Annotated in this window: 24 protein-coding genes; 20 read left to right on the top strand and 4 right to left on the bottom strand. The window is 66.8% G+C overall.

Going from position 1 to position 24,986, the window contains the following annotated elements; translation table 11 throughout:
- Positions 1-49 precede the first annotated feature (49 nt).
- A complete protein-coding gene (locus tag ABFG95_RS03025) occupies positions 50-1,249 on the bottom strand; it encodes an amino acid aminotransferase (protein WP_049073186.1) in 1,200 nt (399 codons plus the stop codon).
- 77 nt (positions 1,250-1,326) lie between these two features.
- Between ABFG95_RS03025 and uvrB the strand changes: the two genes are divergently transcribed.
- The 12 genes from uvrB (at position 1,327) to ABFG95_RS02965 (ending at position 13,234) form a co-directional block, all read left to right on the top strand.
- The gene (gene uvrB, locus ABFG95_RS03020; RefSeq protein ID WP_231891602.1) at positions 1,327-3,453 is read left to right on the top strand and encodes an excinuclease ABC subunit UvrB; all 2,127 of its coding nucleotides are present in this window, start codon (positions 1,327-1,329) and stop codon (positions 3,451-3,453) included.
- A gap of 249 nt (positions 3,454-3,702) precedes the next feature.
- Positions 3,703-4,194 carry a low molecular weight protein-tyrosine-phosphatase gene (locus tag ABFG95_RS03015; RefSeq protein WP_006386176.1) on the top strand — a complete coding sequence of 164 codons (492 nt, stop codon included), beginning with the start codon at positions 3,703-3,705 and terminating at the stop codon, positions 4,192-4,194.
- 194 nt (positions 4,195-4,388) lie between these two features.
- Positions 4,389-4,934 carry a Fe-S cluster assembly transcriptional regulator IscR gene (gene iscR, locus ABFG95_RS03010; protein WP_049073187.1) on the top strand — a complete coding sequence of 182 codons (546 nt, stop codon included), beginning with the start codon at positions 4,389-4,391 and terminating at the stop codon, positions 4,932-4,934.
- An 18-nt stretch (positions 4,935-4,952) separates the two neighbouring features.
- Positions 4,953-6,164: an IscS subfamily cysteine desulfurase gene (locus ABFG95_RS03005; RefSeq protein WP_049073188.1), complete on the top strand. Its 1,212-nt coding sequence runs from the start codon at positions 4,953-4,955 to the stop codon at positions 6,162-6,164.
- A gap of 33 nt (positions 6,165-6,197) precedes the next feature.
- The gene (iscU, locus tag ABFG95_RS03000; protein WP_006386173.1) at positions 6,198-6,602 is read left to right on the top strand and encodes a Fe-S cluster assembly scaffold IscU; all 405 of its coding nucleotides are present in this window, start codon (positions 6,198-6,200) and stop codon (positions 6,600-6,602) included.
- A 2-nt stretch (positions 6,603-6,604) separates the two neighbouring features.
- Positions 6,605-6,928: an iron-sulfur cluster assembly protein IscA gene (gene iscA / locus ABFG95_RS02995; RefSeq protein ID WP_006386172.1), complete on the top strand. Its 324-nt coding sequence runs from the start codon at positions 6,605-6,607 to the stop codon at positions 6,926-6,928.
- 3 nt (positions 6,929-6,931) lie between these two features.
- Positions 6,932-7,444, top strand: a complete 513-nt coding sequence (gene hscB, locus ABFG95_RS02990) for a Fe-S protein assembly co-chaperone HscB (RefSeq protein ID WP_059271397.1) — start codon at positions 6,932-6,934, stop codon at positions 7,442-7,444.
- 65 nt (positions 7,445-7,509) lie between these two features.
- Positions 7,510-9,372, top strand: coding sequence for a Fe-S protein assembly chaperone HscA (hscA, locus tag ABFG95_RS02985; protein ID WP_348995440.1), 1,863 nt, complete (start codon positions 7,510-7,512; stop codon positions 9,370-9,372).
- A 9-nt stretch (positions 9,373-9,381) separates the two neighbouring features.
- On the top strand, positions 9,382-9,723 hold the full coding sequence (fdx, locus tag ABFG95_RS02980) for an ISC system 2Fe-2S type ferredoxin (protein ID WP_026384519.1): 342 nt from the start codon (positions 9,382-9,384) through the stop codon (positions 9,721-9,723).
- On the top strand, positions 9,723-9,917 hold the full coding sequence (gene iscX, locus ABFG95_RS02975) for a Fe-S cluster assembly protein IscX (RefSeq protein WP_020928322.1): 195 nt from the start codon (positions 9,723-9,725) through the stop codon (positions 9,915-9,917). Before fdx ends, iscX begins: the two co-directional genes overlap by 1 nt.
- A gap of 102 nt (positions 9,918-10,019) precedes the next feature.
- Positions 10,020-10,910 carry a methylglyoxal synthase gene (locus ABFG95_RS02970; RefSeq protein WP_348995439.1) on the top strand — a complete coding sequence of 297 codons (891 nt, stop codon included), beginning with the start codon at positions 10,020-10,022 and terminating at the stop codon, positions 10,908-10,910.
- A gap of 221 nt (positions 10,911-11,131) precedes the next feature.
- Positions 11,132-13,234, top strand: a complete 2,103-nt coding sequence (locus tag ABFG95_RS02965; RefSeq protein ID WP_348995438.1) for a TonB-dependent siderophore receptor — start codon at positions 11,132-11,134, stop codon at positions 13,232-13,234.
- 9 nt (positions 13,235-13,243) lie between these two features.
- On the opposite strand, the gene ABFG95_RS02960 is transcribed toward ABFG95_RS02965, so the two are convergent.
- Positions 13,244-14,047: an enoyl-CoA hydratase-related protein gene (locus ABFG95_RS02960; protein ID WP_068953411.1), complete on the bottom strand. Its 804-nt coding sequence runs from the start codon at positions 14,045-14,047 to the stop codon at positions 13,244-13,246.
- A 234-nt stretch (positions 14,048-14,281) separates the two neighbouring features.
- Here ABFG95_RS02960 and ABFG95_RS02955 point away from each other — a divergent pair, with 234 nt between their 5' ends.
- From ABFG95_RS02955 to ABFG95_RS02920, 8 genes are all read left to right on the top strand, one after another.
- Positions 14,282-15,103 (top strand): ABC transporter ATP-binding protein, encoded by an 822-nt coding sequence (locus ABFG95_RS02955; RefSeq protein ID WP_336726519.1) that lies wholly within the window; start codon positions 14,282-14,284, stop codon positions 15,101-15,103.
- Positions 15,103-15,981: a branched-chain amino acid ABC transporter permease gene (locus tag ABFG95_RS02950; RefSeq protein ID WP_059271393.1), complete on the top strand. Its 879-nt coding sequence runs from the start codon at positions 15,103-15,105 to the stop codon at positions 15,979-15,981. Before ABFG95_RS02955 ends, ABFG95_RS02950 begins: the two co-directional genes overlap by 1 nt.
- A 2-nt stretch (positions 15,982-15,983) precedes the next feature.
- Positions 15,984-17,021 (top strand): branched-chain amino acid ABC transporter permease, encoded by a 1,038-nt coding sequence (locus ABFG95_RS02945; RefSeq protein ID WP_026384306.1) that lies wholly within the window; start codon positions 15,984-15,986, stop codon positions 17,019-17,021.
- Between the two features lie 41 nt (positions 17,022-17,062).
- Entirely contained in the window at positions 17,063-18,244 is a 1,182-nt protein-coding gene (locus tag ABFG95_RS02940; protein ID WP_278993503.1) for an ABC transporter substrate-binding protein, read from the top strand.
- 40 nt (positions 18,245-18,284) lie between these two features.
- On the top strand, positions 18,285-19,079 hold the full coding sequence (locus tag ABFG95_RS02935; protein WP_054415813.1) for an ABC transporter ATP-binding protein: 795 nt from the start codon (positions 18,285-18,287) through the stop codon (positions 19,077-19,079).
- 62 nt (positions 19,080-19,141) lie between these two features.
- Positions 19,142-20,932, top strand: a complete 1,791-nt coding sequence (locus tag ABFG95_RS02930; protein ID WP_348996031.1) for an AMP-binding protein — start codon at positions 19,142-19,144, stop codon at positions 20,930-20,932.
- A complete protein-coding gene (locus ABFG95_RS02925) occupies positions 20,929-22,083 on the top strand; it encodes a thiolase family protein (protein ID WP_348995437.1) in 1,155 nt (384 codons plus the stop codon). The genes ABFG95_RS02930 and ABFG95_RS02925 overlap by 4 nt, the downstream gene beginning before the upstream one ends.
- Complete coding sequence (locus ABFG95_RS02920) at positions 22,080-22,733, top strand: TetR/AcrR family transcriptional regulator (protein WP_063581408.1); 654 nt, start codon at positions 22,080-22,082, stop codon at positions 22,731-22,733. The genes ABFG95_RS02925 and ABFG95_RS02920 overlap by 4 nt, the downstream gene beginning before the upstream one ends.
- Positions 22,734-22,752: 19 nt before the next feature.
- On the opposite strand, the gene ABFG95_RS02915 is transcribed toward ABFG95_RS02920, so the two are convergent.
- Positions 22,753-23,580, bottom strand: a complete 828-nt coding sequence (locus ABFG95_RS02915; protein WP_278993509.1) for a YggS family pyridoxal phosphate-dependent enzyme — start codon at positions 23,578-23,580, stop codon at positions 22,753-22,755.
- On the bottom strand, positions 23,577-24,830 hold the full coding sequence (locus ABFG95_RS02910; RefSeq protein WP_348995436.1) for a benzoate/H(+) symporter BenE family transporter: 1,254 nt from the start codon (positions 24,828-24,830) through the stop codon (positions 23,577-23,579). The genes ABFG95_RS02915 and ABFG95_RS02910 overlap by 4 nt, the downstream gene beginning before the upstream one ends.
- Positions 24,831-24,986: the final 156 nt, after the last annotated feature.

Below are 24,986 nucleotides of genomic sequence, written 5' to 3'. Positions count from 1 at the left end.
TGAAAACGGGACCCGAAGGTCCCGTTGGAGGCTGTTGCCGGGGGGAGGCTTACAGCACCGCGGCGATGCCCTTGGCCACCTGGTCGATGTTGCCGCTGTTGAGCGCGGCGACGCAGATGCGGCCGCTGGAGACGGCGTAGACGCCGTGCTCTTCGCGCAGGCGGTCGACCTGGGCCGAGGTCAGGCCCGAGTACGAGAACATGCCGCGCTGCTGCAGCACGAAGCTGAAGTCCTGCTTGCCGCCGTGTTCCTTGATTTTCTCGACCAATTGCTTGCGCATCAGGCGGATGCGGTCGCGCATGGCGCCGAGTTCTTCTTCCCACATGGCGAACAGCTCGGGCGAGTTCAGCACCGTGGAGACGATCGTGCCGCCGTGGGTGGGCGGGTTGGAGTAGTTGGTGCGGATGACGCGCTTGAGCTGGCTCAGCACGCGGGTGGCTTCGTCTTTGCTGCCAGCCACGACCGTCAGGGCGCCGACGCGCTCGCCGTACAGCGAGAACGACTTCGAGAACGACGAGCTGATGAACATGGTCAGGTCGAGGTCGGCGAACAGGCGCACGACCGCGGCGTCTTCGCGCAGGCCTTCGCCGAAGCCCTGGTAGGCGATGTCCAGGAAGGGCACCAGCTTGTTTTCCTTGACGACCGCGGCGATCTGCTTCCATTGGTCGAAGGTGGGATCGACGCCGGTGGGGTTGTGGCAGCAGGCGTGCAGCACGACCACGGTGTTGGCCGGCGCGGCCTTCAGGGCGGCCAGCATGCCGTCGAAGTTCAGGCCGCGGGTGGCGGCATCGTAGTAGGCGTAGGTGCCGACTTCGAACCCGGCGCGTTCGAACAGCGCGCGGTGGTTTTCCCAGCTGGGATCGCTGATCAGGACCTTGGAGGTCGGCAGCAGCTGGCGCAGGAAGTCGGCGCCGATCTTGAGCGCGCCGGTGCCGCCCAGGGCCTGGGTGGTCAGGACGCGGCCAGCGGCGGCCAGCGGGGAATCCTTGCCGATCAGCAGGGCTTGCGCGCCCTGGTTGTAGCCGGCGATGCCTTCGATCGGCAGGTAGCCGCGAGCGGCGGCGGCCTCGATGCGGGCGATTTCCGCCTTGCGCACGGCACCCAGCAGGGGAATGCGACCCTGGTCGTCGTAGTACACGCCCACGCCCAGATTGACTTTACCGGGGCGGGTGTCCGCGTTGTATTGTTCGTTCAGACCAAGAATGGGGTCGCGCGGCGCGAGTTCGACGGAATCGAAAAGGGTGCTCATGGGACTCTGCTGAGGGTGAGTGGACGCAGTCGGAAGTGCTGTGGATAATGGGGGGTTTACCCTGGGAACAGTCTAGCATGCCTAAGAGCGCAATAGACCCGAGCGCGGCGGGTGCCGCAGCCGTTGGCTCCGTCACCGACGGGGCGGCCGATGCGGCCCCTGGCGCTGCCGCGGCGGCCCCCGGCCCGGGGTACGTCGATTACCCCGGCAGCCCGTTCCACCTGTACCAACCCTATCCGCCCGCCGGCGACCAGCCGGGCGCCATTGATGGATTGGTCCAGGGCGTGCAGGACGGCCTGATGTACCAGACGCTGCTGGGCGTGACCGGCTCGGGCAAGACCTACACCATGGCCAACGTCATCGCCCAGCTGGGGCGGCCGGCGCTGGTGCTGGCGCCCAACAAGACGCTGGCCGCGCAGCTGTACGCGGAAATGCGCGAGTTCTTTCCCAAGAACGCGGTGGAGTACTTCGTCTCGTACTACGACTACTACCAGCCCGAAGCCTACGTGCCGACGCGCGACCTGTTCATTGAAAAGGACTCGTCGATCAACGAGCACATCGAGCAGATGCGCCTGTCGGCCACCAAGAGCCTGCTGGAACGGCGCGACACCATCATCGTCGGCACCGTGTCGTGCATCTACGGTATCGGCAACCCCGGCGACTACCACGCGATGGTGCTGATCCTGCGCGCCGGCGACCAGATTTCGCGGCGCGAGATCCTGGCGCGGCTGGTGGCCATGCAGTACACCCGCAACGACGCCGAATTCACGCGCGGCGTGTTCCGCGTGCGCGGCGAGACCATCGACATCTTCCCGGCGGAAAGCGCCGAGCTGGCGCTGCGCCTGACGCTGTTCGATGACGAAATCGAAAGCCTTGAGCTGTTCGATCCGCTGACCGGCCGCATCCGCCAGAAGTTGCCGCGCTTCACCGTTTACCCCGGTTCGCACTACGTGACGCCGCGCGACACCGTGCTGCGCGCCATCGAGACCATCAAGGAAGAGCTGCGCGAGCGCACCAAGCGCTTCGTCGACGACGGCCACCTGGTCGAGGCCCAGCGCCTTGAGCAGCGCACCCGCTTCGACCTGGAAATGCTGCAGGAACTGGGATTCTGCAAGGGCATCGAGAACTACTCGCGCCACCTGTCCGGCGCCGCGCCGGGGGAGCCGCCGCCCACGCTGATCGACTATCTGCCGGCCGATGCGCTGATGTTCATCGACGAGAGCCACGTCACCATTGGCCAGCTCAGCGCCATGTACCGGGGTGACCGCTCGCGCAAGGAAACCCTGGTGCAGTATGGCTTCCGGCTGCCATCGGCGCTGGACAACCGGCCGCTCAAGCTCGAGGAATTCGAGGCCCGCATGCGCCAGTGCGTGTTCGTCTCGGCCACGCCGGCGGCGTACGAAAAGGAGCATGCCGACAACGTGGTCGAGCAGGTGGTGCGCCCCACCGGCCTGGTCGATCCGATCGTGGAGGTGCTGCCGGCACGCACCCAGGTCGATGACCTGCTGGGGCAGATCAAGGCGCGCACCAGCCAGGGGGAGCGGGTGCTGGTCACCACGCTGACCAAGCGCATGGCCGAGGACCTGACCGACTTCCTGACCGAGCACGGGGTGCGGGTGCGCTACCTGCACTCGGACATTGACACGGTGGAACGGGTGGAAATCATCCGCGACCTGCGCCTGGGTACGTTCGACGTGCTGGTGGGCATCAACCTGCTGCGCGAAGGACTGGATATCCCGGAAGTGTCGCTGGTGGCCATCCTGGATGCCGACAAGGAAGGCTTCCTGCGCTCCGAGCGCAGCCTGATCCAGACCATTGGCCGGGCGGCGCGCAACCTGAACGGCCACGCCATCCTGTATGCCGACCGCATCACCGACTCGATGCAGCGCGCCATGGAAGAAACCAGCCGGCGCCGCGCCAAGCAACTGCAGTTCAATGCCGACCATGGCATTACCGCGCGGGGAGTGCAGAAGGCGGTGCGCGAGCTGATCGACGGCATCGTCGCGCCGGTGCAGCACGACGCGCTGGAAGCCGCGGTGCCGGCCGAATTGCTGAAGGACGAAAAGGCCCTGGCGCGCGAGATCAAGCGCCTGGAAAAGTTGATGATGGACCACGCCCGCAACCTCGAATTCGAACAGGCCGCGGCCGCCCGCGATGCCTTGACGGCCCTCAAGCAACGGGTGCTGTTGGATGGCGCGGTATGAAGGTCGATGCTTATCTAAATGTATCTTTTCGCTGACGGGCTGCTGAATTGCTGGTTGGCGCGAAGTGTCGCCGAAGTGGGCGTGAAATTTGCACAAGCATTCGGTCGGCGGTCTCTTGCATCACCTTAAATATAGCTTTTAACTATTTGATTTATAGGGAATATTTTAGGGGACGTATTGATGCGAAACGGTGTGCCCGGGAGCAAAAAAAGCTTGCCTTATCTCGGGTTTTCCCGCACACTTACTCCCATGATGACCAAGGTACTTTTCGTTTGCATGGGCAATATCTGTCGCTCGCCGAGCGCAGAGGGCGTGTTTCGCCATTTGGTGAACGACGCGGGTTTGGGCGATGTGGTTCGCATCGACTCCGCGGGCACGCACGCGTTTCACATCGGCGAGGCGCCTGATGCCCGGGCGCAGGCCGCAGCGCGCAAGCGCGGCTACGAGATCACGCACTGTGAGGCCCGTCAGGTCACCGCGGAAGACTTCCGCGACTTCGACCTCATCCTCGCCATGGACTGGGACAACCTGTCCGCCATGCAGCAACAGTGCCCCAAGGCCTATCAGCACAAGTTGATGCTGCTGATGCGCTTCGCCAATGAGTTCGAGGAGGCCACCGTGCCCGACCCGTACTACGGCGGCGCCGATGGCTTCGGCAAGGTGCTGGATTATCTCGAAGATGCCTGTCAGGGCGTGCTCGAGCTGGTCCGCAAGCGCGCTACCCAATACCAGGCGGCCTGAGAGGTCTCCGGTGTGCCAGGGCGTCCTGCGGGACGCCTGGCGAATTGGCAGTGAAAAGAACCGCGCGACAGCGCGGTTTTTTCTAGCCGGGAGCCATACCAAATTACTCGGGAATTTGCTATACTTGAGCCAATTACTCGGGTATTGACCGCCGGATTCGCCGACGGCCATTGCCGAATCACAGGGAATTCACCATGCGGCTAACTACCAAAGGGCGTTTCGCCGTGACTGCCATGATCGATCTGGCTATGCGGCAGCATAGCGGCCCGGTCACTCTTGCGGCCATCAGCCAGCGTCAGAATATTTCGCTTTCCTACCTGGAACAGCTGTTCGGGAAACTGCGCCGCCACGAACTCGTGGACAGCGTGCGCGGCCCCGGCGGCGGTTACTCGCTCGCCCGTCTGGCGCGAAACGTGACCGTGGCCGACATCATCTTCGCCGTCGACGAACCCCTGGATGCCACCAGCTGCGGCGGCAAGCGGGACTGTACGAGCGGCAACGACGGCAAGCCTGGCAAGTGCATGACGCATGAGCTCTGGGCCACATTGAATCGCAAGATGGTCGATTACCTGGATTCGGTGTCGCTGCAGGATCTGGTCGATCAGCAGCGTGTGCGCCAATTGCAGGAAGCCAACAATCAAGCGCAGGCCTGCGCGGTGCGAGTGAACCGGGTGGGAGGCGCCAACAATACCGCCGCCAACGCCCCGACCACCACCGTCGCGGCCAATGCCACCGTATAAGCAGTAGGAGTTGTAGAAATGACCACCCGTCCGATCTATCTGGATTACTCGGCCACGACCCCCGTCGACCCGCGCGTCGTCGAAAAAATGATCCCGTGGCTGTACGAGAGCTTCGGCAATCCCGCGTCGCGCAGTCACTCGTTCGGCTGGGAAGCCGAGGAGGCCGTCGAACGCGCCCGCGAGGAAGTCGCCAAGCTGGTGAACGCGGATCCGCGTGAAATCGTCTGGACCTCCGGCGCCACCGAGTCGGACAACCTGGCGATCAAGGGCGCGGCCAACTTCTATGCCGAGCGTGGCAAGCACATCATCACCATCAAGACCGAACACAAGGCCGTGCTCGACACCTGTCGTGAACTGGAGCGCCAGGGCTTCGAGGTGACCTACCTGGACGTCAAGGATAACGGCCTGATCGACCTGGACGTGTTCAAGGCGGCGCTGCGTCCCGACACCGTGCTGGTATCGGTGATGATGGTGAACAACGAAATCGGCGTCATCCAGGACATCGAAACCCTGGGCGAGATCTGCCGCGAGAAGGGCATCATCTTCCATGTCGACGCCGCGCAGGCCACCGGCAAGGTCGAGATCGACCTGCAGAAGCTGAAGGTCGACCTGATGTCGTTCTCGGCCCACAAGACTTACGGCCCCAAGGGCATCGGCGCGCTGTACGTGCGCCGCAAGCCGCGTGTGCGCATCGAGGCGCAGATGCATGGCGGTGGCCACGAGCGCGGTTTCCGCTCGGGCACCCTGGCCACGCACCAGATCGTCGGCATGGGCGAAGCCTTCCGCCTGGCCCGTGAAGAAATGGGCACCGAGAACGAGCGCATCCGCATGCTGCGTGATCGCCTCTGGGCCGGCCTGTCGCAGATCGAAGAGGTCTATCTCAACGGCGACATGGACCAGCGCGTGCCGCACAACCTGAACGTCAGCTTCAACTACGTCGAAGGCGAGTCCCTGATCATGGCGATCAAGGAACTGGCCGTGTCCAGCGGTTCGGCCTGCACCTCGGCCAGTCTGGAACCTTCCTACGTGCTGCGCGCCCTGGGCCGCAACGACGAGCTGGCGCACAGCTCGATCCGCTTCACGCTGGGCCGCTTCACCACCGAGCAGGAAGTCGACTACACCATCGAACTGCTCAAGAGCCGTGTCGGCAAGCTGCGCGATATGTCGCCGCTGTGGGAAATGGCCAAGGAAGGCATCGATCTGAATACCGTGCAGTGGGCCGCGCACTAAGCGCCCGCGCCAAAGAATACGTGGAGAACTAACATGTCTTACAGCACCAAAGTCCTGGATCACTACGAAAACCCCCGCAACGTCGGCTCGTTCGACAAGTCGGACGACTCGGTGGGCACCGGCATGGTCGGCGCGCCGGCCTGTGGCGACGTCATGAAGCTGCAGATCAAGGTGAACGAAGCCGGCGTCATCGAGGACGCGCGCTTCAAGACCTACGGCTGTGGCTCGGCCATTGCCTCCAGCTCGCTCGTGACCGAGTGGGTCAAGGGCAAGACGCTGGACGAAGCCATGAACATCCGTAACACGCAGATCGCCGAAGAACTGGCCCTGCCGCCCGTGAAGGTGCACTGCTCGATCCTGGCCGAAGACGCGATCAAGGCCGCCGTGCAGAACTACAAGGAAAAGCATTCGGTTCCGGCCGAAGCTGTTGCGAGCTGAACATGTCCGTTACCCTGACCCAACAGGCTGCCACCCACATCGGCCGCTACTTGCAAAAGCGCGGCAAGGGGATCGGCTTGCGCCTCGGCGTTAGGACGACGGGTTGTTCCGGCATGGCCTACAAGCTGGAGTATGTGGACGACGCGGCGCCCGAAGACCAGGTGTTCGAGAGCTTCGGCGTGAAGGTGTTCGTCGATCCCAAGAGCCTGGCCTACCTGGATGGCACCGAGCTGGACTACGCCCGCGAAGGCCTGAACGAAGGTTTCAAGTTCCGCAACCCCAACGAGAAGGCGACCTGCGGCTGCGGCGAGTCGTTCACGGTGTAAGTCTTGGCTGGAGACGATCACTTCAGCCTGTTCGGCTTGCCGGCACGCTTCGACCTGGACGCCCAGGCGCTGGAATCGGCGTGGCGCACCGTCGCCGCGCAGGTGCATCCCGACCGCTTTGCCACCGCCAGTCCCGCGGAACGCCGCGTGGCCATGCAGTGGGCGGCGCGCGCCAATGAGGCCTACCGCCAGTTGCGCGATCCGCTGTTGCGGGCGCGCTATCTGTGCGAGCAGGCCGGCGTGGATCTGCAGACCGAGAGCAACACGTCGATGGACACGGCTTTCCTGATGCAGCAGATGACCTGGCGCGAAATGATGGACGACGCGCGCAATGACGCCGGCGTGCTGGCCGAGCTGCGGACCGAGCTGGAGGATGCCCGGCAGCAGATGCGCGTCGCGTTGACGCGCCTGCTGGACGAACAGCGCGACTACGCCGCGGCGGGTCTCAAGGTGCGGGAATGGATGTTCGTGGAGAAGCTGGCGCAGGAGCTGGCCCAGGCCCATCCCGATTCCTAGTCCCCCAGGATGGCCCGGCCGCGGGGCGCCCGGACTTCGCCGCCTACTGAGTAGAAAAAACAATCATGGCCTTATTGCAGATTTCCGAGCCCGGCGAATCGCCCGCGCCGCACCAGCGCAAGCTGGCGGTGGGGATCGACCTGGGCACCACCAATTCCCTGGTTGCCGCCGTGCGCAGCAGCGTCGCCGAGGTCCTGCCTGATGCGCAGGGCCACGTGCTGCTGCCGTCGGCGGTGCGCTATTTCCCCGGCGGCAAGGTCACCACGGGGCGCGAACCGCTGGCGCAGCAAGCGGAAGACCCGTTGAACACGGTGGTGTCGGTCAAGCGTTTCATGGGCCGTTCGCTGGAAGAGGCGCGCGCCACGCGCGCGCCGTACGAATTCGTGGACGCGCCCGGCATGGTGCGCATCCGCACCGCGCAGGGCGACCTGAGCCCGGTGGAAGTGTCGGCGCAGATCCTGGCGGTGCTGCGCCAGCGCGCCGAGGACGTGCTGGGCGATGACCTGGTGGGCGCCGTCATCACGGTGCCGGCCTATTTCGATGACGCCCAGCGCCAGGCGACCCGCGACGCCGCGCGCCTGGCCGGCCTGAACGTGCTGCGTCTCTTGAACGAGCCGACCGCCGCGGCGATCGCCTACGGTCTGGATAATGCCGCCGAAGGCGTTTACGCTGTTTATGACCTGGGCGGCGGCACGTTCGATATTTCCATCCTGCGGTTGACGCAGGGCGTGTTCGAAGTGATCTCGACTGGCGGCGATACCGCGCTGGGCGGCGACGACTTCGATTCGCTCATCGTCGACCACGTGGTGGCGGCCGCGGGCGCCACCGACCTGACGCACTCCGACCGGCGCGGCCTGCTGATGGCGGCGCGCGCGGCGCGCGAGGCGCTGTCGGACGCGCAGGAAGCCAATCTGAATCTGACGCTGGCCAATGGCCAGGTGATCGATCACACGCTGACCCGCGCGCAGTTCGAGGCGCTGGCCCAGCCGCTGGTGCAGCGCACGCTGGATAGCGCGCGCCAGGCGCTGCGCGACGCCGCGCTGAAACCCGCCGACGTGCGCGGCGTGGTGATGGTGGGCGGCGCCACGCGCATGCCGGTGGTGCGCGCCGCGGTGGGCGAGATGTTCGGCACCGAGCCGCTGACCGATCTGGATCCGGATCAGGTGGTGGCGCTGGGCGCCGCGCTACAGGCCAATCTGCTGGCCGGCAACCGCGCCCCGGGCGAGGACTGGCTGCTGCTGGACGTGACGCCGCTGTCGCTCGGCCTGGAAACCATGGGCGGGCTGGTTGAGCGCGTGATCCCGCGCAACAGCACCATTCCGGTGGCGCGCGCGCAGGAATTCACGACGTTCAAGGATGGCCAGACGGCCATGAGCATCCACGTGCTGCAGGGCGAGCGCGACCTGGTGACGGATTGCCGTTCGCTGGCGCGCTTCGAGCTGCGGGGGATTCCGCCCATGGTGGCGGGCGCCGCGCGCATCCGCGTGACGTTCCAGGTGGACGCCGACGGCCTGCTGAGCGTGACCGCGCGTGAACAAAGCACGGGCGTGGAAGCGGCGGTGTCGGTCAAGCCTTCGTACGGCCTGAGCGACGACGAAGTCGCGCGCATGCTGGCCGATAGCGTGGCGCAGGCCGACAACGATGCCCGCGCCCGCATGCTGCGCGAGCAGCAGGTGGAAGCGCGCCAGCTGGTCGAATCGGTGCAGGCCGCGCTGGCGGTGGACGGCGACCTGCTGAACGCCGAGGAACGCCAACGGGTCGATGAATGCCTGCAGGCGGCCGCCCGCGCCCAGGAGGCGCAGGACGTGGACGCGGTGAAGGCCACGGTCGAGGCCTTGTCGGCCGCGACCGATGAATTCGCCGCGCGTCGCATGGACCGCAGCATCCGCGCCGCGCTGGCCGGCCGCAAACTTGACGAAATCGCCTGATAAGACGCTATGCCGAAACTGACCGTACTGCCTCATCCCGACTACTGCCCCGAGGGCGCCGTGATCGAGGACGCGCCCAAGGGCGTGTCGATCTGCCGCATCCTGCTGGACAATCACATCGACATCGAGCATGCCTGCGAACTGTCGTGCGCGTGTACGACCTGTCACGTGGTGGTCAAGCAGGGTTATTCGTCGCTGGAAGACGCGACCGACGACGAAGAGGATCTGCTGGACAAGGCCTGGGGCCTGACGCCGACCTCGCGCCTGTCGTGCCAGGCGCGGGTCGAGGATGCCGATCTGACGATCGAGATTCCCAAGTACACCATCAACCACGCGAAAGAGGGCCATTGATGAAGTGGACCGATACCTACCAGATTGCCGAGGCGCTGGCGGACGCCCATCCGGACGTCGACCCCAAGACGCTGCGTTTCACGCAGTTGCGCGAATGGGTGCTGGCCTTGCCCGGTTTCAATGACGACCCGGAACGCAGCGGCGAGAAGATCCTGGAGGCCATCCAGATGGCCTGGATCGACGAGGCCGACTGATCCTCCAGCGAAACGCTCCTTCGGGAGCGTTTTTGCATTGGGGGCGCGGGCGGCGGGGTATCATCAAGACTCTTTCGTTGTCCTTGCCATCCGAGTCTACCGATGCCCGCTGCCCAATTGCGCTTTGGCCTGGCCGCCAACCGACTGCACCATGAATCGCCCGACGCCGCCTTGTTCACCTGGCTGCGGGCCTGTTCGTCCACCATCCGCGAACTGGGCGTGCAGTTGCATACCGTGGGCCGCACCCACGATGCCATCGTGCGCGAGGGCATGCTGCAAGGCTATTCCGGCCTGATCCGCTATCCGTATGGCCGCGAAGGCGGGTTGATGAAGCTGGTGGCGCGCGTCACCGAAGGGCGCGATGGGCAGGAGCCGTTCGATGGCGCGATCTACCTGATCGATCCGGTGGACCCGTCGTCGATCTTTCCCGAGGCGCTGGCGCTCAAGCGCCAGTGCATCACGCATGGCCGTCCCTTCATTTCAACGCTGGCCGGCGCCATCGAGTGGATGGAGGTCGAGCGCGTGCATGCAGGCCTGGCGCCGGACATGGCGGCGTCGCGGCTGTTCAACTACACCGGCCAGACGCTGGCGCTGATCGCGCACGATGCGCTCAAGGACGAGATGGTGGCGTTCGCGGCCGAGCACTTCGACGTGCTGTCGCAGTTTGCGCGGCGCGTGGCGACCGGCACCACCGGTGGCCGCCTGAACGAACTGGCGTGGTCGCGCGGCTGGCCCAAGGACACGCCGTGGGTGCACCGCTACCTGAGCGGTCCGCTGGGCGGCGATGCGCAGATCGCCGAACTGGTGCTGGAGCACCAGTGCCAGCGGGTCATCTTCTTCGAGGATCCCCACGTGGCGCGCCAGCACGAGGCGGACATCCAGTTGCTGGAACGCGCGGTGCGCGTGGTGACGGAGTCGGCCACGTGCGCGACTTCGCCGTCGGTGGCGCGGCGCTGGGCCAAGGCGGTGGAGTTGCGGGCCGGGCACGCTTGAGCCGCCAGCGTGCCGTCGGGGCGCCCTTTGGGGCGCCTTTTTTTATTGTCGTTTTCCCTGATGGGACGGAGCGCTTGGGGGCGCTGCCCGTGGGCGGTCTGTTGTAAACAGGGGAAGTCTTTCTTTTCGTAGGGAAAAGGAACCATTTCAATAACGAGAAACATTAACATCTGGCTCTTCGAAATTCATCAAGGGGAGCCACGTCGATGTTTGATCCTGCCATGTCCCGCCGCGCCAGCCTGGCGGCGGCGTTGAGCCTGCTGCCGGCCGCGCTGGCGGCGCAGTCCGCGCCCGTCGAACCGACCACGTTGCCGTCGGTCAAGGTGGAAGGCAGCGCCGAGACGGCGACCAGCCCGGTGCTGGGCTACGCGGCCACGCGTTCGGCCACGGCCACCAAGACGGATACGCCGCTGAACGAGACGGCGCAGTCGATCACCGTGGTGCCGCGCGACCAGATCGTGGACCAGGGCGCCACCAGCCTGCAGGAGGCGCTCGGCTATGCGGCGGGGGTACGTTCCGATGCGTATGGGCTGGATTCGCGCAGTGACAGCGTGCGGGTGCGAGGGACCGACGTCGACGTCTATCTGGACGGCATGCGCCAGGCGTTCGATTATTACACCAGCACGACCCGCCCCGATCCGTACATGCTGGAACGCATCGAGGTGCTGCGCGGGCCGGCGGCCATGACGTATGGCCAGGGCAGCACCGGCGGGCTGATCAACATGGTCAGCAAGCGCCCGTTGGCCGAGGCGCAGCGCGAGGTCGGCGTGCAGGTGGGCAACCATGGGCGCAAGCAGGCGCAGATCGACCTGACGGGGCCCGTCACCGAGGATGGCCAATGGTTGTACCGCCTGGTGGCGTTGCAGCGCGATGCCGATACCCAGGTGCACCATGTGCCGGACGACCGCACGCTGGTGGCGCCGTCGCTGACCTGGCGACCGAGCGCGGCGACGTCGTTGACGCTGCAGGCGCTGTACCAGAAGGACAAGTCGGGTTCGACCGCGCAGTTCATGCCGTGGTCGGGCATGCGCACGCCGAATCCGAACGGCATGATTCCGACCTATCGCTTCATCGGCGAACCGGACCACGACCGCTACGATTCCGAGCGCCGCAGCTTCGGCTGGCTGTTCGAGCACCAGTTCAACGACAAGTGGTCGTTCACCCAGGGGTTCCGCCACGCCAACAACAAGGTGACGTACTTCACGCACTACGCGGATGCATTCTCGGTGCCCGGCGGCTGGGCGGATGATCCGATCAACCAGCGCATCATCGGCCGCTATGCCGATGACACCATCACCAAGGTGCGCATGGACACGCTGGACCAGCACCTGACGGGCGAGGTGAGCACCGGCGCGGTGACGCACAAGCTGTTGCTGGGGCTGGACTGGTCGCGCTATCGCCGAGACCGCGAGAGCGGCAGCGGCAAGGACACGATCGATGCCTATGATCCGGTGTACGGCAATGGCTATATCCCCGAGCTGACCGGCGAGCCAAGGTTCAACCAGCGTCAGACGGGCCTCTACCTGCAGGACCAGATGAAGATCGGTCAGCACTGGATCGTGACGGCGGGCCTGCGGCATGACCGCGCGCGCAGCCAGCTTGAGGGTGGGGAGGCGGACAAGGCTCAGGCCACCACCAAGCGCTTTGGCCTGATGTACGCCGCCAGCAATGGCTGGTCGCCGTACATCAGCTACAGCGAGTCATTCACGCCGGTGGCCGGCACTACGCGCAACACGCCCGACGGCGCGGTGCCCGAGCTGTACAAGCCGCTGCGCGGCAAGCAGTGGGAGGCGGGCGTCAAGTACCAGTCCGCCGACGGCGGCCACCTGGCCACGGCGTCGGTTTACGACCTGCGCGAGAAAAACCGCCTGGTGCCGGATCCGACGGCGGCGTTGAACAACGTGCAGACCGGCAAGACGCGCACGCGCGGCCTGGAGCTGGAATGGCGCGGCCAGGTGACGTCGTCGTTCGACGTGATCGCACACTACAACTACATCGACCTGGATCCGAAGCTGGAGGGCATTCCGCGCCACCAGGCCGCGGCGTGGGGGCGTTACCGTTTCGCGCTCGACAACCTGGACGGACGCTTCACGGTGGGCGCGGGCACGCGCTGGATGGCGTCGTTCCGCGATGGCGACGGGCCCAAGCTGGCGCCGGTGTGGCTGGTGGACGCCATGATGGCGTACGAGACCAGTCACTGGCGCTACGCCGTGAACGTCAACAACCTGACCGACAAGACCTATCTGGCGACGTGCCTGTCGCGCGGCGATTGCTGGTACGGCGCGCGCCGCAGCGCGATCGCCAGCGTCACCTACAAGTTCTGACGCGGGGCGTCAGCGGCCCTGGAAGCGCGGCGCGCGTTTTTCACGGAAGGCGCGCACGCCTTCGGCGAAATCCTCGCGCCGCGCGGTTTCCAGGAAGCAGGCGGTTTCTTCGGCCAGCTGCGTTTCCAGCGGGGCGTGCGCGGCGTTGCGCAGCAGGTGTTTGGCGCCGGCGATGCCGTGCGGCGCGTGGCTGGCGAGCTGACTGGCATAGGCCTGCGCCTGTTGCGCGAGCAGGCCGGCGTCGGCGACGCGGTTGAGCAGGCCCCAGCCCAATGCATCGGCGGCGCTGAAGGCGTCGTGGCGCAGCAGCAGGTCGAGCGCGCGGCGCGGGCCGAGCAGGCGATTCAGGCCATGCGTCATGCCGGCATCGGGCGTGGCGCCGAGCTTCAGGTAGGCCGTCATGAAGCGCGTGTCGGCCTCGGCGATGGCCAGGTCGCAGGCCAGCACCAGCGACAGGCCGGCGCCGGCCGCGACGCCGTGTATCTGCGCCAGCCACAGCTTGTCCATGCGCGCGACGTGCGCGACGAAATCGTTGAGGGGCGTGAACAGGTCGAGCAGCTTGCCGCGCACCGCGTTGACGTCGCCTTCGAACAGCGTGATATCGCCGCCGGCGCAGAAGGCCTTGCCGGCGCCGCGCAGCAGCACGACACGGATGTCGGCGCGCGTTTCGAGCCATTGGGCGGCGCGTTGCAGATCCAGCGCCATGGCGACGTCGATGGCGTTGAGCGTGGCGGGCTGGTTCAGCGTCAGCGTGGCGATGCCGTCGCCGGCTTCCAGCAGCAGGGTGGGAAAGACGGGCAGGGGTGGGTTCATGGCTTGTCTCCGTTATCGGGTAAATACCAACTTTCGATCCAAAAACCACGATGCTATGGTCGGAACCAAGCGCTTGCTCGGTTGCCGTCCGCCACGCAAGCGTAACGCATAGAACGATTTTCCGGCGCTGTACAGCGTAGGTAAAGACAGGTTCGCCGCATCGCCTGCCTCGGGGCTACGCTGATTCACCGCCAATAGAAAAACAGCTTCGCGATAAACAGCGAGGAGACAAAGGTGGATCAATCCGATAGCCCTCCCTTGCTGGAGGTGGATGGGGTCACGTTGGCGTTCGGCGGGGTCAAGGCGCTCACCGGCGTGGGCTTTCGCGTCGCGCCGGGATCCATCACCACGGTCATCGGCCCCAATGGCGCGGGCAAGACCTCGCTGTTCAACACCATCTCGGGTTTCTACCGGCCGGCCGCGGGCACCATCCGCTTCCTGGGCCGCGACATCACGCGCGTGGCGGCGCCCGAGCGCGCCCGCCTGGGGCTGGCGCGCAGCTTTCAGAACATCGCGCTGTTCCGCGGCATGACGGTGCTGGACAACATCAAGCTGGGGCGCCACGCCCACCTGCGCACCAATGTGCTCGATGCGCTGCTGTACCTGGGCCGGGCGCGGCGCGAAGAGATGGCGCTGCGCGCCGATATCGAAGAACGCATCATCGACTTCCTGGAGATCGACCACATCCGCCATGCGCCGGTGGCGGCGCTGTCGTACGGGCTGCGCAAGCGGGTGGAGCTGGCGCGGGCGCTGGCGATGCAGCCCAAGGTGCTGATGCTGGACGAGCCGGTGGCGGGCATGAACCGCGAGGAGACCGACGACATGGCGCGCTTCATCCTCGATGCGCGCGCCGAGTGGGGCGTGACGGTGCTGATGGTGGAGCACGACATGGGCATGGTGATGGACCTGTCGGACCACGTGGTGGTGCTGAACTTCGGCCAGGTGATCGCCGATGGCACGCCGGCGGCGGTGCAGGCCGATCCCGAGGTCATCAAGGCCTATCTGGGCGCGAGCGACGTCGGCGACCTGCGCCGGCGGCTGCGCGAGGCGGCCTGATGGACGGCCTGTTCTTCCTGGAGGTGACGCTGGCGGGGCTGGGCAGCGGCGGCCTGTACGCGCTGGCGGCGCTGGCGTTCGTGATCGTCTACAAGGCGACGCGGGTGGTGAACATCGCCATCGGCGAATTCCTGATGATGGGCGCCTACGTGTTCTATGCCTTCGCCGCCGGCATGGCCTGGCCGGTGTGGGCGGCGATCGCCGGGGCGGTGGCGTTGTCGGCCGCGCTGGGCGCGCTGGTGGAACGCTTGACGATCCGGCCGATGCTGGGCGAGTCGCCGATCTCGGTGTTCATGATCACCGTGGGACTGGCGTCGATCCTGGTGGGCGTGGTGGAACTGATCTGGACCGCGGACCAGCGCCGCCTGCCGGAGTTCATGCCGCGCGCGCCGGTGATGGTGGGCGAGGCGTTTGTCGCGCCCAAGGTGTTCTACGGCTTCTGGGTGGCGCTGGCGCTGGTGCTGCTGGTGCTGGCGGTGTTCCGCTACTGGCGCGGCGGGGTGGCCTTGCGCGCCACCGCGTCGGACCAGGGGGCGGCGTATGCGATGGGCATCAACGTGCCGCGGGTGTTTTCGCTGTCGTGGGCGGCGGCGGGCGCGATCGCGGCGGTGTCGGGGGTGATCGTGGGGGCGATCGGCGGCATCTCGTCGTCGATGGGCGTGTTCGGTCTGTCGGTGCTGGTGGTGGTGATCGTGGGCGGGCTGGACAGCGTGGCGGGGGCGTTGGTGGGAGGCATTTTCATCGGGCTGCTGGAGGCCTGGGCCGGCGCCTACCTGGGCGGCGAATACAAACTGCTGGCGACCTTCGTGGTGCTGGTGGCGGTGCTGATGATGCGGCCCTACGGGCTGTTCGGCACGCGCGAAATCGAGAGGCTGTAGCCATGCGCATCGCGACCGCGAAAGAGACCTACCGGGCCGACGAGGCGCTGTTCGACACCAGCACCCAGCGGCTGTGGCTGGCGTTGCTGGCGGCGTCGCTGGCGCTGTTCCCGTTCGTGGCCGACGCCTATTGGCTGTACCTGGCGTGCCTGGTGGCGATCAACGTGGCCAGCGCCACGGGGTTGAACATCCTGACCGGCTACACCGGGCTGGTGAGCCTGGGGCAGGCCGCCTTCATGGGGCTGGGCGCGTACACGGTGGCGGTGATGGAACTGCGGCTGGGCACGCCGGTGCTGCTGAATCTGCTGGGCGCCGGCGTGGTGGCGATGCTGGGCGGGCTGCTGGTGGGGATTCCGTCGCTGCGGGTCAAGGGGCTGTACCTGGCGATCTCGACCATCGCGGCGTCTTTCATCGCGCACTTCGTGTTCGCGAATTGGGCCTTCACTGGCGGCACGGGCGGGTTGCAGGTGCCGCCGGCGCGGCTGCTGGGGATCGATCTGGACACGTCGTTCAAGATCTATTGGCTGATCGTGCCCTTGACGGCGCTGATGGTGCTGGGCGCGGCCAACCTGTTCCGTACCCGCATCGGCCGCGCGTTCATCGCGATCCGTGACCGCGACATTTCCGCCGAGGTGCTGGGCATCCACCTGCTGCGCTACAAGCTGCTGTCGTTCGGGCTGTCGTCGTTCTACGCGGGCGTGGCGGGCGGGCTGTGGGCGTATTTCTTCCGCGTGGTCACGCCGGAGAGCTTTCCGCTGATCATGTCGATCTTCTTCCTGGCGGCCATCATCGTGGGCGGCATGGGGTCGATCCTGGGATCGATCCTGGGCGCCGTGTTCATGACCATGGTGCCCGAACTGCTCAAGCTGGTGGTGGGCTGGCTGCCTGTTGGGGGCGATGCCCTGCGGCTGATCTCGCCGGTGCGCACCATTGTGTTCGGCCTGCTGATCGTGGGCTTTCTGATCTTCGAGCCGCACGGGCTCGCGGAAATCTGGCGCCGCGTGCGCCGCTACTTCCATCTGTGGCCATTCCGCACCTAGACGGCGGCCGCGTATTCCCAAGAGAACCAGGAGACGAAACCATGAAGCGCATCCGGATAGGCAGCGGTTTATCGAAGTTGCTGGCGCCCTTGGGCGTGGCATTGGCGCTGGCCGCGGCGCCGGCGGCCCAGGCCGAGGAGGACCTGGTGCTGGGCGGCTCGATCCCGCTGAGCGGGGTGTTCGCGTTCGCCGGGCAGGGCATCCATGCCGGCATTACCGACTACGTCAAGATCGTCAACGACCAGGGCGGCATCAAAGGCCGCAAGCTGCGCTACGTGCCGGAGGACACCGCCTACAAGGTGGATGCTTCGGTGGCGGCCTTCAAGAAGATCACCAGCCAGAACAAGGTCAATTTCTACTATGGCGATTCGACCGGGTTCTCCAAGACCATCAATGCCGAGCTGAACCGTTCGGGCAACATCCTGATGACGGGCGCGTCGTTCGCGACCGAGCTGAATGACCCGGCCAAGTATCCGGCGCAGTTCATGCTGGGGCCGGACTACACGGAGATGTTCGGCATCCTGCTGCGCTACATCGCCAAGGAGAAGCCGAGCGCCAAGGTGGCGTTCGTGTATTCGGACACGGAGTTCGGGCGCGACCCGATCGCCAGCTCGCGCGCGGTGGCGCAGAAGCTGGGGCTGACGGTGGCCACCGAGATCATGACGCCGCCGGGCAGCGTCGACGTGTCGACCGAGGTCATCAAGCTGCGCCGCGCCGATCCGGACTTCACCATTTTCCACGGCTACGTGCTGGCGCCGATTCCCGAGTTCGTCGGGCAGGGCAAGCGCATGGGCCTGAAGACGCGCTACATGGGCACGTTCTGGACCATGGATAACTCCACCGTGATGCAGATGGGCGAGGATGCCGAGGGCTTCATGGGCGTGATGCCGTACCGCTATTACTACGACGAGACGGCCGACGCGCCGATGCTCAAGAAGATCCGCGAGCTGCGGCCGCAATACCAGAGCACCGGCTACATGCAGGGCTTCCTGGCGGCGATGCTGTTCACCGAGGTGGCCAAGCGCACGCTGGAAGCGGGCAAGGAGCTGACCAGCGCCAACATGAAGGCGGCGCTGGAGGGCATCAAGGACTTCGACACCGGCGGACTGATCGGCGTGCCGATCAGCATCAAGGGCAATTCGATTCCGGTGGGCCGGATCTACCGCGCCGATACCAAGCAGAAGCAGATGGTGCCGGCTTCCGACTGGATCGTGCTGCAGTGAGGCGCCCGTGAATCCCGGACACGCTGCGTCGCCATCCACGGTGCTGGACATCAACAACATCGAGGTGGTCTACAACAAGGCGGTGCAGGTGCTGCGCGGCCTGTCGCTGTCGGTGCCGGCCGGCGCCATCGTGGCCCTGCTGGGCAGCAACGGCGCCGGCAAGTCGACCACGCTGAAGGCGGTGTCGCGCCTGCTCGACCTGGAGGACGGCGAGCTGGCGCGCGGACGCATCCTGTTCGATGGCGGCGATACCGCTGGCGCGCGGCCGCAGAACCTGGTGCGCGCCGGGCTGGCGCATGTGATGGAAGGGCGCCGCGTGTTCGAGGATCTGTCGGTCGAGGAAAACCTGGTGGCGGCGACCTACGCGCTGAGCGGCAGGCCTGGCGCCAAGGCCGACTTCGATCTGGTGTATGGCTATTTCCCGCGCCTGTACGAGCGACGCCGGGGACTGGCGGGCTATCTGTCGGGTGGCGAGCAGCAGATGCTGGCGATCGGGCGGGCGCTGATCGCGCAGCCCAAGCTGATGCTGCTGGACGAGCCGTCGCTGGGCTTGTCGCCGATGCTGGTGGAAACCATCTTTTCCATCATCGCCCGCATCAATCGCGAGCAGGGGGTGTCGATGTTGCTGGTGGAACAGAACGCGTCCGTGGCGCTGGCGGTGGCGCACTACGGCTACATCATGGAGACGGGCAAGGTGGTGATCGACGGCACGGCCGAGAAGCTCGCGGCTGACCCCGACGTGCGCGAGTTCTACCTGGGCGTGGGCGGCGCGGGCGAGGCGCGCGGCTTTCGCGACATCAAGCACTACAAGCGCCGCAAGCGCTGGCTGTCATGAGCGCGCCTGGCGGAGGTTCCCGCGTGAATCCGGATGCCTGGCCGGCGCTGACCCTGCCGCAGATGCTGCGCGAACAGGCGCGGCGCCAGCCCGACGGCATCGCGGTGCGGCAGAAGGACTTTGGCATCTGGCAACCGGTGTCATGGGCGCAGTATTGGCGCCGCGCCTGCCGCGTGGGGCTGGGGCTGCGGGCCGCCGGCCTGTCGCGCGGTGGCCGGGTCGCGATCGTGGCCGACAATCGACTGGAGTGGCTGTTGACGCAGTTGGGCGCGGGCGCGGTCGGCGGCGTGGCGGTGGGGGTGTATGCCACGAGCCCAGCCGAGGAAATGGGCTATGTGCTGGAGCATGCCGACGTCGAACTGGTGGTGTGCGAGGACCAGGAGCAGACCGACAAGGTGCTGCAGGTGGCGCACCGGCTGCCGCTGTTGCGGCGCATCGTGGTGATGGAGACCAAGGGGCTGCGTTCCTACGCGCCGGTCGAACGCGCGCGCATCATCGCCTTCGCCGAGCTGGAGGCCGACGGCCAACGGCTGGAGGCGGAAGGGTTGCCGGCGCTGAATGAGTTGCTGGACACGCAGAGGCTGGATGATCTGGGCTTGATGATCTACACCTCGGGTTCGACTGGCAAGCCCAAGGGCGCGATGCTCAGTTACCGCAACATGCGCGGCGTGGCCCCCGGCATTGCCGAGCGGCTGGGCATGGATGCGCGCAGTGTGCATCTGTCGTACCTGCCGCTGTGCCACGTGGCCGAGCAGATGCTGTCGACCTTCGTGCCGATCTATCTGGGCGCGCAGGTCAATTTCGGTGAATCGATCCGCACCGTGCAGGAGGATCTGCGCGAAGTGGCGCCAAGCGTGTTCCTGGGCGTGCCGCGTATCTGGGAAAAGCTGCACGCGTCGATCTCGATCAAGATGCAGGAAGCGGGCCGATTGCAACGGTGGTTGTACCGGCACGCGCTGGCGGCTTGCGCGCCATTCGCGCACAAGTCGGCGCGCCAGCGCGGTCCCGGCGAGCGGCTGACCTATGCGCTGTGGTATTGGCTGGTGCTGCGCGCCTTGCAGAATTTCATCGGCCTGCGGCGGGTACGGGTGGCGATGACCGGGGCGGCGCCGATCGCGCCCGAGGTGGTGCGCTACTTCCGCAATCTCGGCGTGCCGCTGGTGGAGGTGTATGGCTTGACCGAGTCGACCGGCATGATCTTCGGCCAGCATCCGGACCGCGTGCGGGCGGGCACGGTGGGCGAGCCGATCCTGGGCGTGGATTGGCGCCTGGGCGAGCAGGGCGAATTGCAGGTGCGCGGCGAGATGGTGTTCGCCGGCTATTACAAGAACGATGCCGCGACCGCCGAGACGGTGCGCGACGGCTGGCTGCATACCGGCGACGTGGCCGAGGCGCGCGACGGCCAGTTGCGTATCGTCGACCGTCTGAAAGACATCATGATCACGGCGGGCGGCAAGAACCTGACGCCATCCGAGATCGAGAATGCGGTCAAGGGCAGCCCCTATGTGAAAGAGTGCGTGATCGTCGCGGACGGCCGGCGCTACGTGGCGGCGCTGATCCAGCTTGAGTTCGAGACGGTCGGCAAGTGGGCGGAATCGCGTCGCATCGCCTTCACCCATTTCCGTTCGCTGGCCGAATGCGCCGAGGTGCGCGACCTGGTGGCCGATGAAGTGGCGCGCGCCAACGCGGGGCTGGCGCCGGTGGCGCAGATCAAGCGCTTTCATCTCTTGACCAAGGAACTGGACCACGACGATGGCGAGGTGACCGCGACCATGAAGGTGCGCCGCGCCAGCATCTACCGCGCCTATGCGGATGAAATCGAACGGCTCTACGCCGAGGAGACGCCAGCATGAATGAAGCGGTGATCGTGGAGGCGGTGCGCACGCCGTTCGGGCGGCGCGGCGGCTGGTGGGCCGATACCCGGCCTGATGACTTGCTGGCGGAGGTGATACAGGGATTGCTGGCGCGCGCCGGATTGCCCGGCGGCCAGGTCGATGATGTGATCGCCGGCTGTGTCAGCCAGGCGGGCGAGCAGGGCGCCAACATCGGCCGCCTGGCGGCGCTGCTGGCCGGTCTGCCGGAGACGGTGCCGGGCGTGGCCCTGAACCGCATGTGCGGATCGAGCCAGCAGGCGGTGCATGCCGGGGCGCAGGCAATCGCGGCCGGCGACATGCGCTATGTGGTCGCTGGCGGCGTCGAGAGCATGAGCCGCGTGCCGATGTTCCTGGACGTGACGCTGGGCCAGCGCGAATTCCGCGGTTTCGAATCGCTCAATCCCGGCTTGTTGCGGCGCTATCCGCTGATCCACCAGATCGAGAGCGCCGAACGTATCGCCGAGACGTGGCAGCTGGGGCGCGCCGAGCTGGATGCCTGGTCGATGCAGAGCCATGCGCGCGCCTGGGCCGCCGCCTGCGCTGGACGCCACACTGAACTGCTGCCTGGTCCGCCGGGCGCGCCGGCGCGCGACGAGGGCATACGCGAACACGCCGATCCGGCCAAGATGGCGGCGCTGCCGCCGGCCCTGCGGCCGCCGGGACAGGGCAACGTGACGGCGGCGCAGTCGAGCCAGCTGGCCGATGGCGCGGCGGCGGTGCTGTTGGCGGATCGGACGGCTGCGTTGGCGGACGGATTGCGGCCGCAGGCGCGCTTTCGCGCCCGGGTGGCGATCGGCTCGGATCCGGTGTTGCAGCTGACCGGCGTGATCGCCGCGACCGAGCGCGCCCTGGAGCGGGCCGGCCTGCGGCTGCGAGACGTGGACTGGATCGAGATCAATGAGGCCTTCGCCAGCGTGGTGCTGGCCTGGTTGAAGACGCTGGAGGCGGATCCGGCGAAGGTCAACCCGTGGGGCGGCGCCATCGCCCACGGCCATCCGCTGGGCGCCACGGGCGCGGCGTTGATGGCCAAGATGCTGGCCGGGCTGCGCGTCACGGGCGGCCAGTTCGGCCTGCAAGTCATGTGCATCGGGCATGGCATGGCGACCGCCACCATCGTCGAGCGGTTATGAGCCGGTCGGGCAAGGTTGCGGCGCAGCCGGCACACGCCGGTCACGAAGACGGCGCGGAATCGCTGCGCCGCGCGGAAGTGATCCTGACGGCGGCGCGGCTGTTCCGCAAGCACGGCTACGAACGCACCACGGTGCGCGAACTGGCGCGCGCCGTGGGCCTGCAGTCCGGCAGCCTGTTCCATCATTTCCGCAGCAAGGAGGAAATCCTGGTGGCGGTGATGAACAACGGCATCCAGGAGGTGCTGGACGAAGGCCGCCGGGCGCTGGCTCGCTACCAGGCGCCGGCCGACCGGCTGGCGGCGCTGTTCCGGGTGCATATGTGGAGCATGCTGCACGGGGCCGGCGGCGATGCGATGAACGCGCTGGTCTATGAATGGCGCAGCCTGTCGGCGCCAAGCCAGGCCAGCGTCAAGGCGCTGAGCGACCGCTACGAAGCCATGTGGCAGGAGGCGGTGGCGGCGGCGGTGGCCGCGGGCGTGCTGCGCGGCGATGCGCGCGTGATCAAGCGCTGTGTGCTGGGGGCGATGAACCTGACGGTGCAGTGGTACAAGCCCGACGGCCGGCTGCGGCCGGCGGCGTTCATCGACGAGATGCTGCGGGCCAGCCTGCCGGCGTTGCCGGAGGGCGCGGGGCGCTGGCCGGTGGCCTAGCGCCGTCCCGCTGCGCAGGCTAGGCCGCGCCGGGCCAGTAGTGGCTGTCCGGCAACGCGCGCGCGCCGAATATCGCCTGGCCGACGCGCACGACGGTGGCGCCTTCCTCGATGGCGATCTCGAAATCGCCGGACATGCCCATCGACAGTTCGTCCAGGCTGATGCCGGCCGGCGCCTGCTGGCGCAGGCGGTCGCGCAGGCCGCGCAGCAGCACGAAGCACTGGCGCACGCGCTCGGCCTCGCGGGAGAACAGCGCCAGCGTCATGAAGCCGCGTACCCGCAGGGAAGAAAACGCGGGTAGTGCCTGGAGGAAGGCGGCCGCCTCGTCGGGCGCCAGGCCATACTTGCTTGGCTCGCCGGAGGTGTTGACCTGCACATACACATCCAGCGCGCGGCCTTCCGCCTGCAGGCGCCGGTCCAGCGCTTCGGCCAGGCGCAGGCTGTCCAGGGCCTGGAACTCGCTGGCGAACTGCGCCATCAGCTTGGCCTTGTTGGTCTGCAAGTGGCCGATGACCGACCAGCGCAGGCCGGCCAGGTCCGTGGTGTTCTCCCATTTGCGATGGGCTTCCTGGATCTTGTTCTCGCCCAGCAGGCGGCAGCCGGCGGCATGGACCAGCCGGATGCGCGATTCGTCCATGGTCTTGCTGACCGGCAACAGGCGCACGCTGGCCGGGTCGCGGCCGACGCGCCGGCAGGCGGCGTCCATGCGCGCGCGGATCGCGGCCAGGTTGCGGCGGAAGTCCTCGACGCTGAGGGCCTGGGGATAGCGGCCGTGCTGGTCGTGACGGGTCTGCGTATCGGGGGCGCCGGGCGCGGCCTGGGGGGAATCGGGCGGGAGCGTCATCATTTCACCATGTCCTTGCCGGCGGATTCAGGACGCGGCAGATCAATGTGGCGGGGCGGGCGGATGCGCCGCGGCAGGCGGCCATTGAGCGCGGCGTGGGCGAGCAAGCCGATCACCAGGCCCCAGAAGGCGCCGCCGATGCCGAACAGCTTGATGTTGGCGGCGGCCGCCAGGAAAGTGATGAGCGAGGCCTCGCGCGTCTTGGGGTCGGCCAGGGCGCTGGCCAGGCTGCCGCCGATGGTGCCCAGCAGGGCCAGGCCCGCCAGCGTGGTAATGAACGTGGCGGGCAGCGCCATGAACACGGCGGCCAGCGTCACGCCGAACACGCCGACCAGGATATAGAAGACGCCCGCGGCGATGCCAGCGATCCAGCGCCTGGACGGATCGTCATGCGCTTCGCGGCCGGTGCAGATCGCGGCGGTGATGGCGGCCAGATTGAAGGCATGCGAGCCGAAGGGCGCCATCAGCAGCGACCCCAGTCCGGTGAGGGTGACGATGGGGTTGGCGCTGGTCTTGAATCCGTCATTGCGCAGCACCAGCATGCCGGGCATGTATTGGCCGGTCAGCGTGATGAGGAACAGCGGCAGGGCCACGCTCAGCAGGCCGTTGAGGGAGAACTCGGGCGCCGTGAAGACGGGGGTGGCGAACTCCAGCCGCAGCCCCGACAGGTCGACCCGGTCCTGCGCCAGCAGCAGCGCCAGGCCGGACACCAGGATACCGACCACGGCGTAGCGCGCGGTGTAGCGCTTGAGCGCGACGTAGGCGAGGATCAGCCAGCCCACCAGCAGCGGGTCCAGGCTCATGCCGCCGAAGGCGCCGATGCCGAAGGGCAGCAGGATGCCCGCCAGCAGGCCCGCGGCGACGCCCGGAGGAATCAAGCGGATGGCCTTGTCGAAACAGCCGGACAGCCCGAGCAGGATAAAGGCGGCGGCCGAGACCAGGTAGGCGCCGATGGCCTCGGCATACGGCGTGGTCGCCAGGGCCGTGACCAGGAACGCGGCGGCGGGCGTGGACCACGCGGTGATGACCGGTTCGCGGCTGAGCCAGCTCAGCACGATGCCGGTGACGCCCACGCCGATCGACACCGACCAGACCCAGGAGGCGGTCAGCGCCGGACTGAGGCCGGCGACCTTGGCGGCCTGGAACACCAGGATGAAGGTGCCGCCGTAGTTGACGATGACCGAGATCAGGCCGGCGACGATGGGATGGACGAGATCGCGCGGGAACAGGGAAGAGGCGCTAGGCGATGACATGGGGGCGGTGGGAAGCGGGAAAGGTTGAACGGCAGACCACTTTGTAGCGCGGCATTGGACTGTCAAGGCAGTACACTTTGGCAATACGTGCCAGACCACTTTTTCGTTGCGACGACTTCTGCCTCGCCTGGCATGGCAGGCTGCCAGTGATACTTT

Origin of the sequence: Achromobacter sp. HNDS-1, from assembly GCF_040084795.1 — a bacterium.
In the GTDB taxonomy this organism is placed as follows: Bacteria; Pseudomonadota; Gammaproteobacteria; order Burkholderiales; family Burkholderiaceae_B; genus Achromobacter; species Achromobacter ruhlandii.
This window is presented reverse-complemented; position numbering and strand designations above follow the sequence as displayed.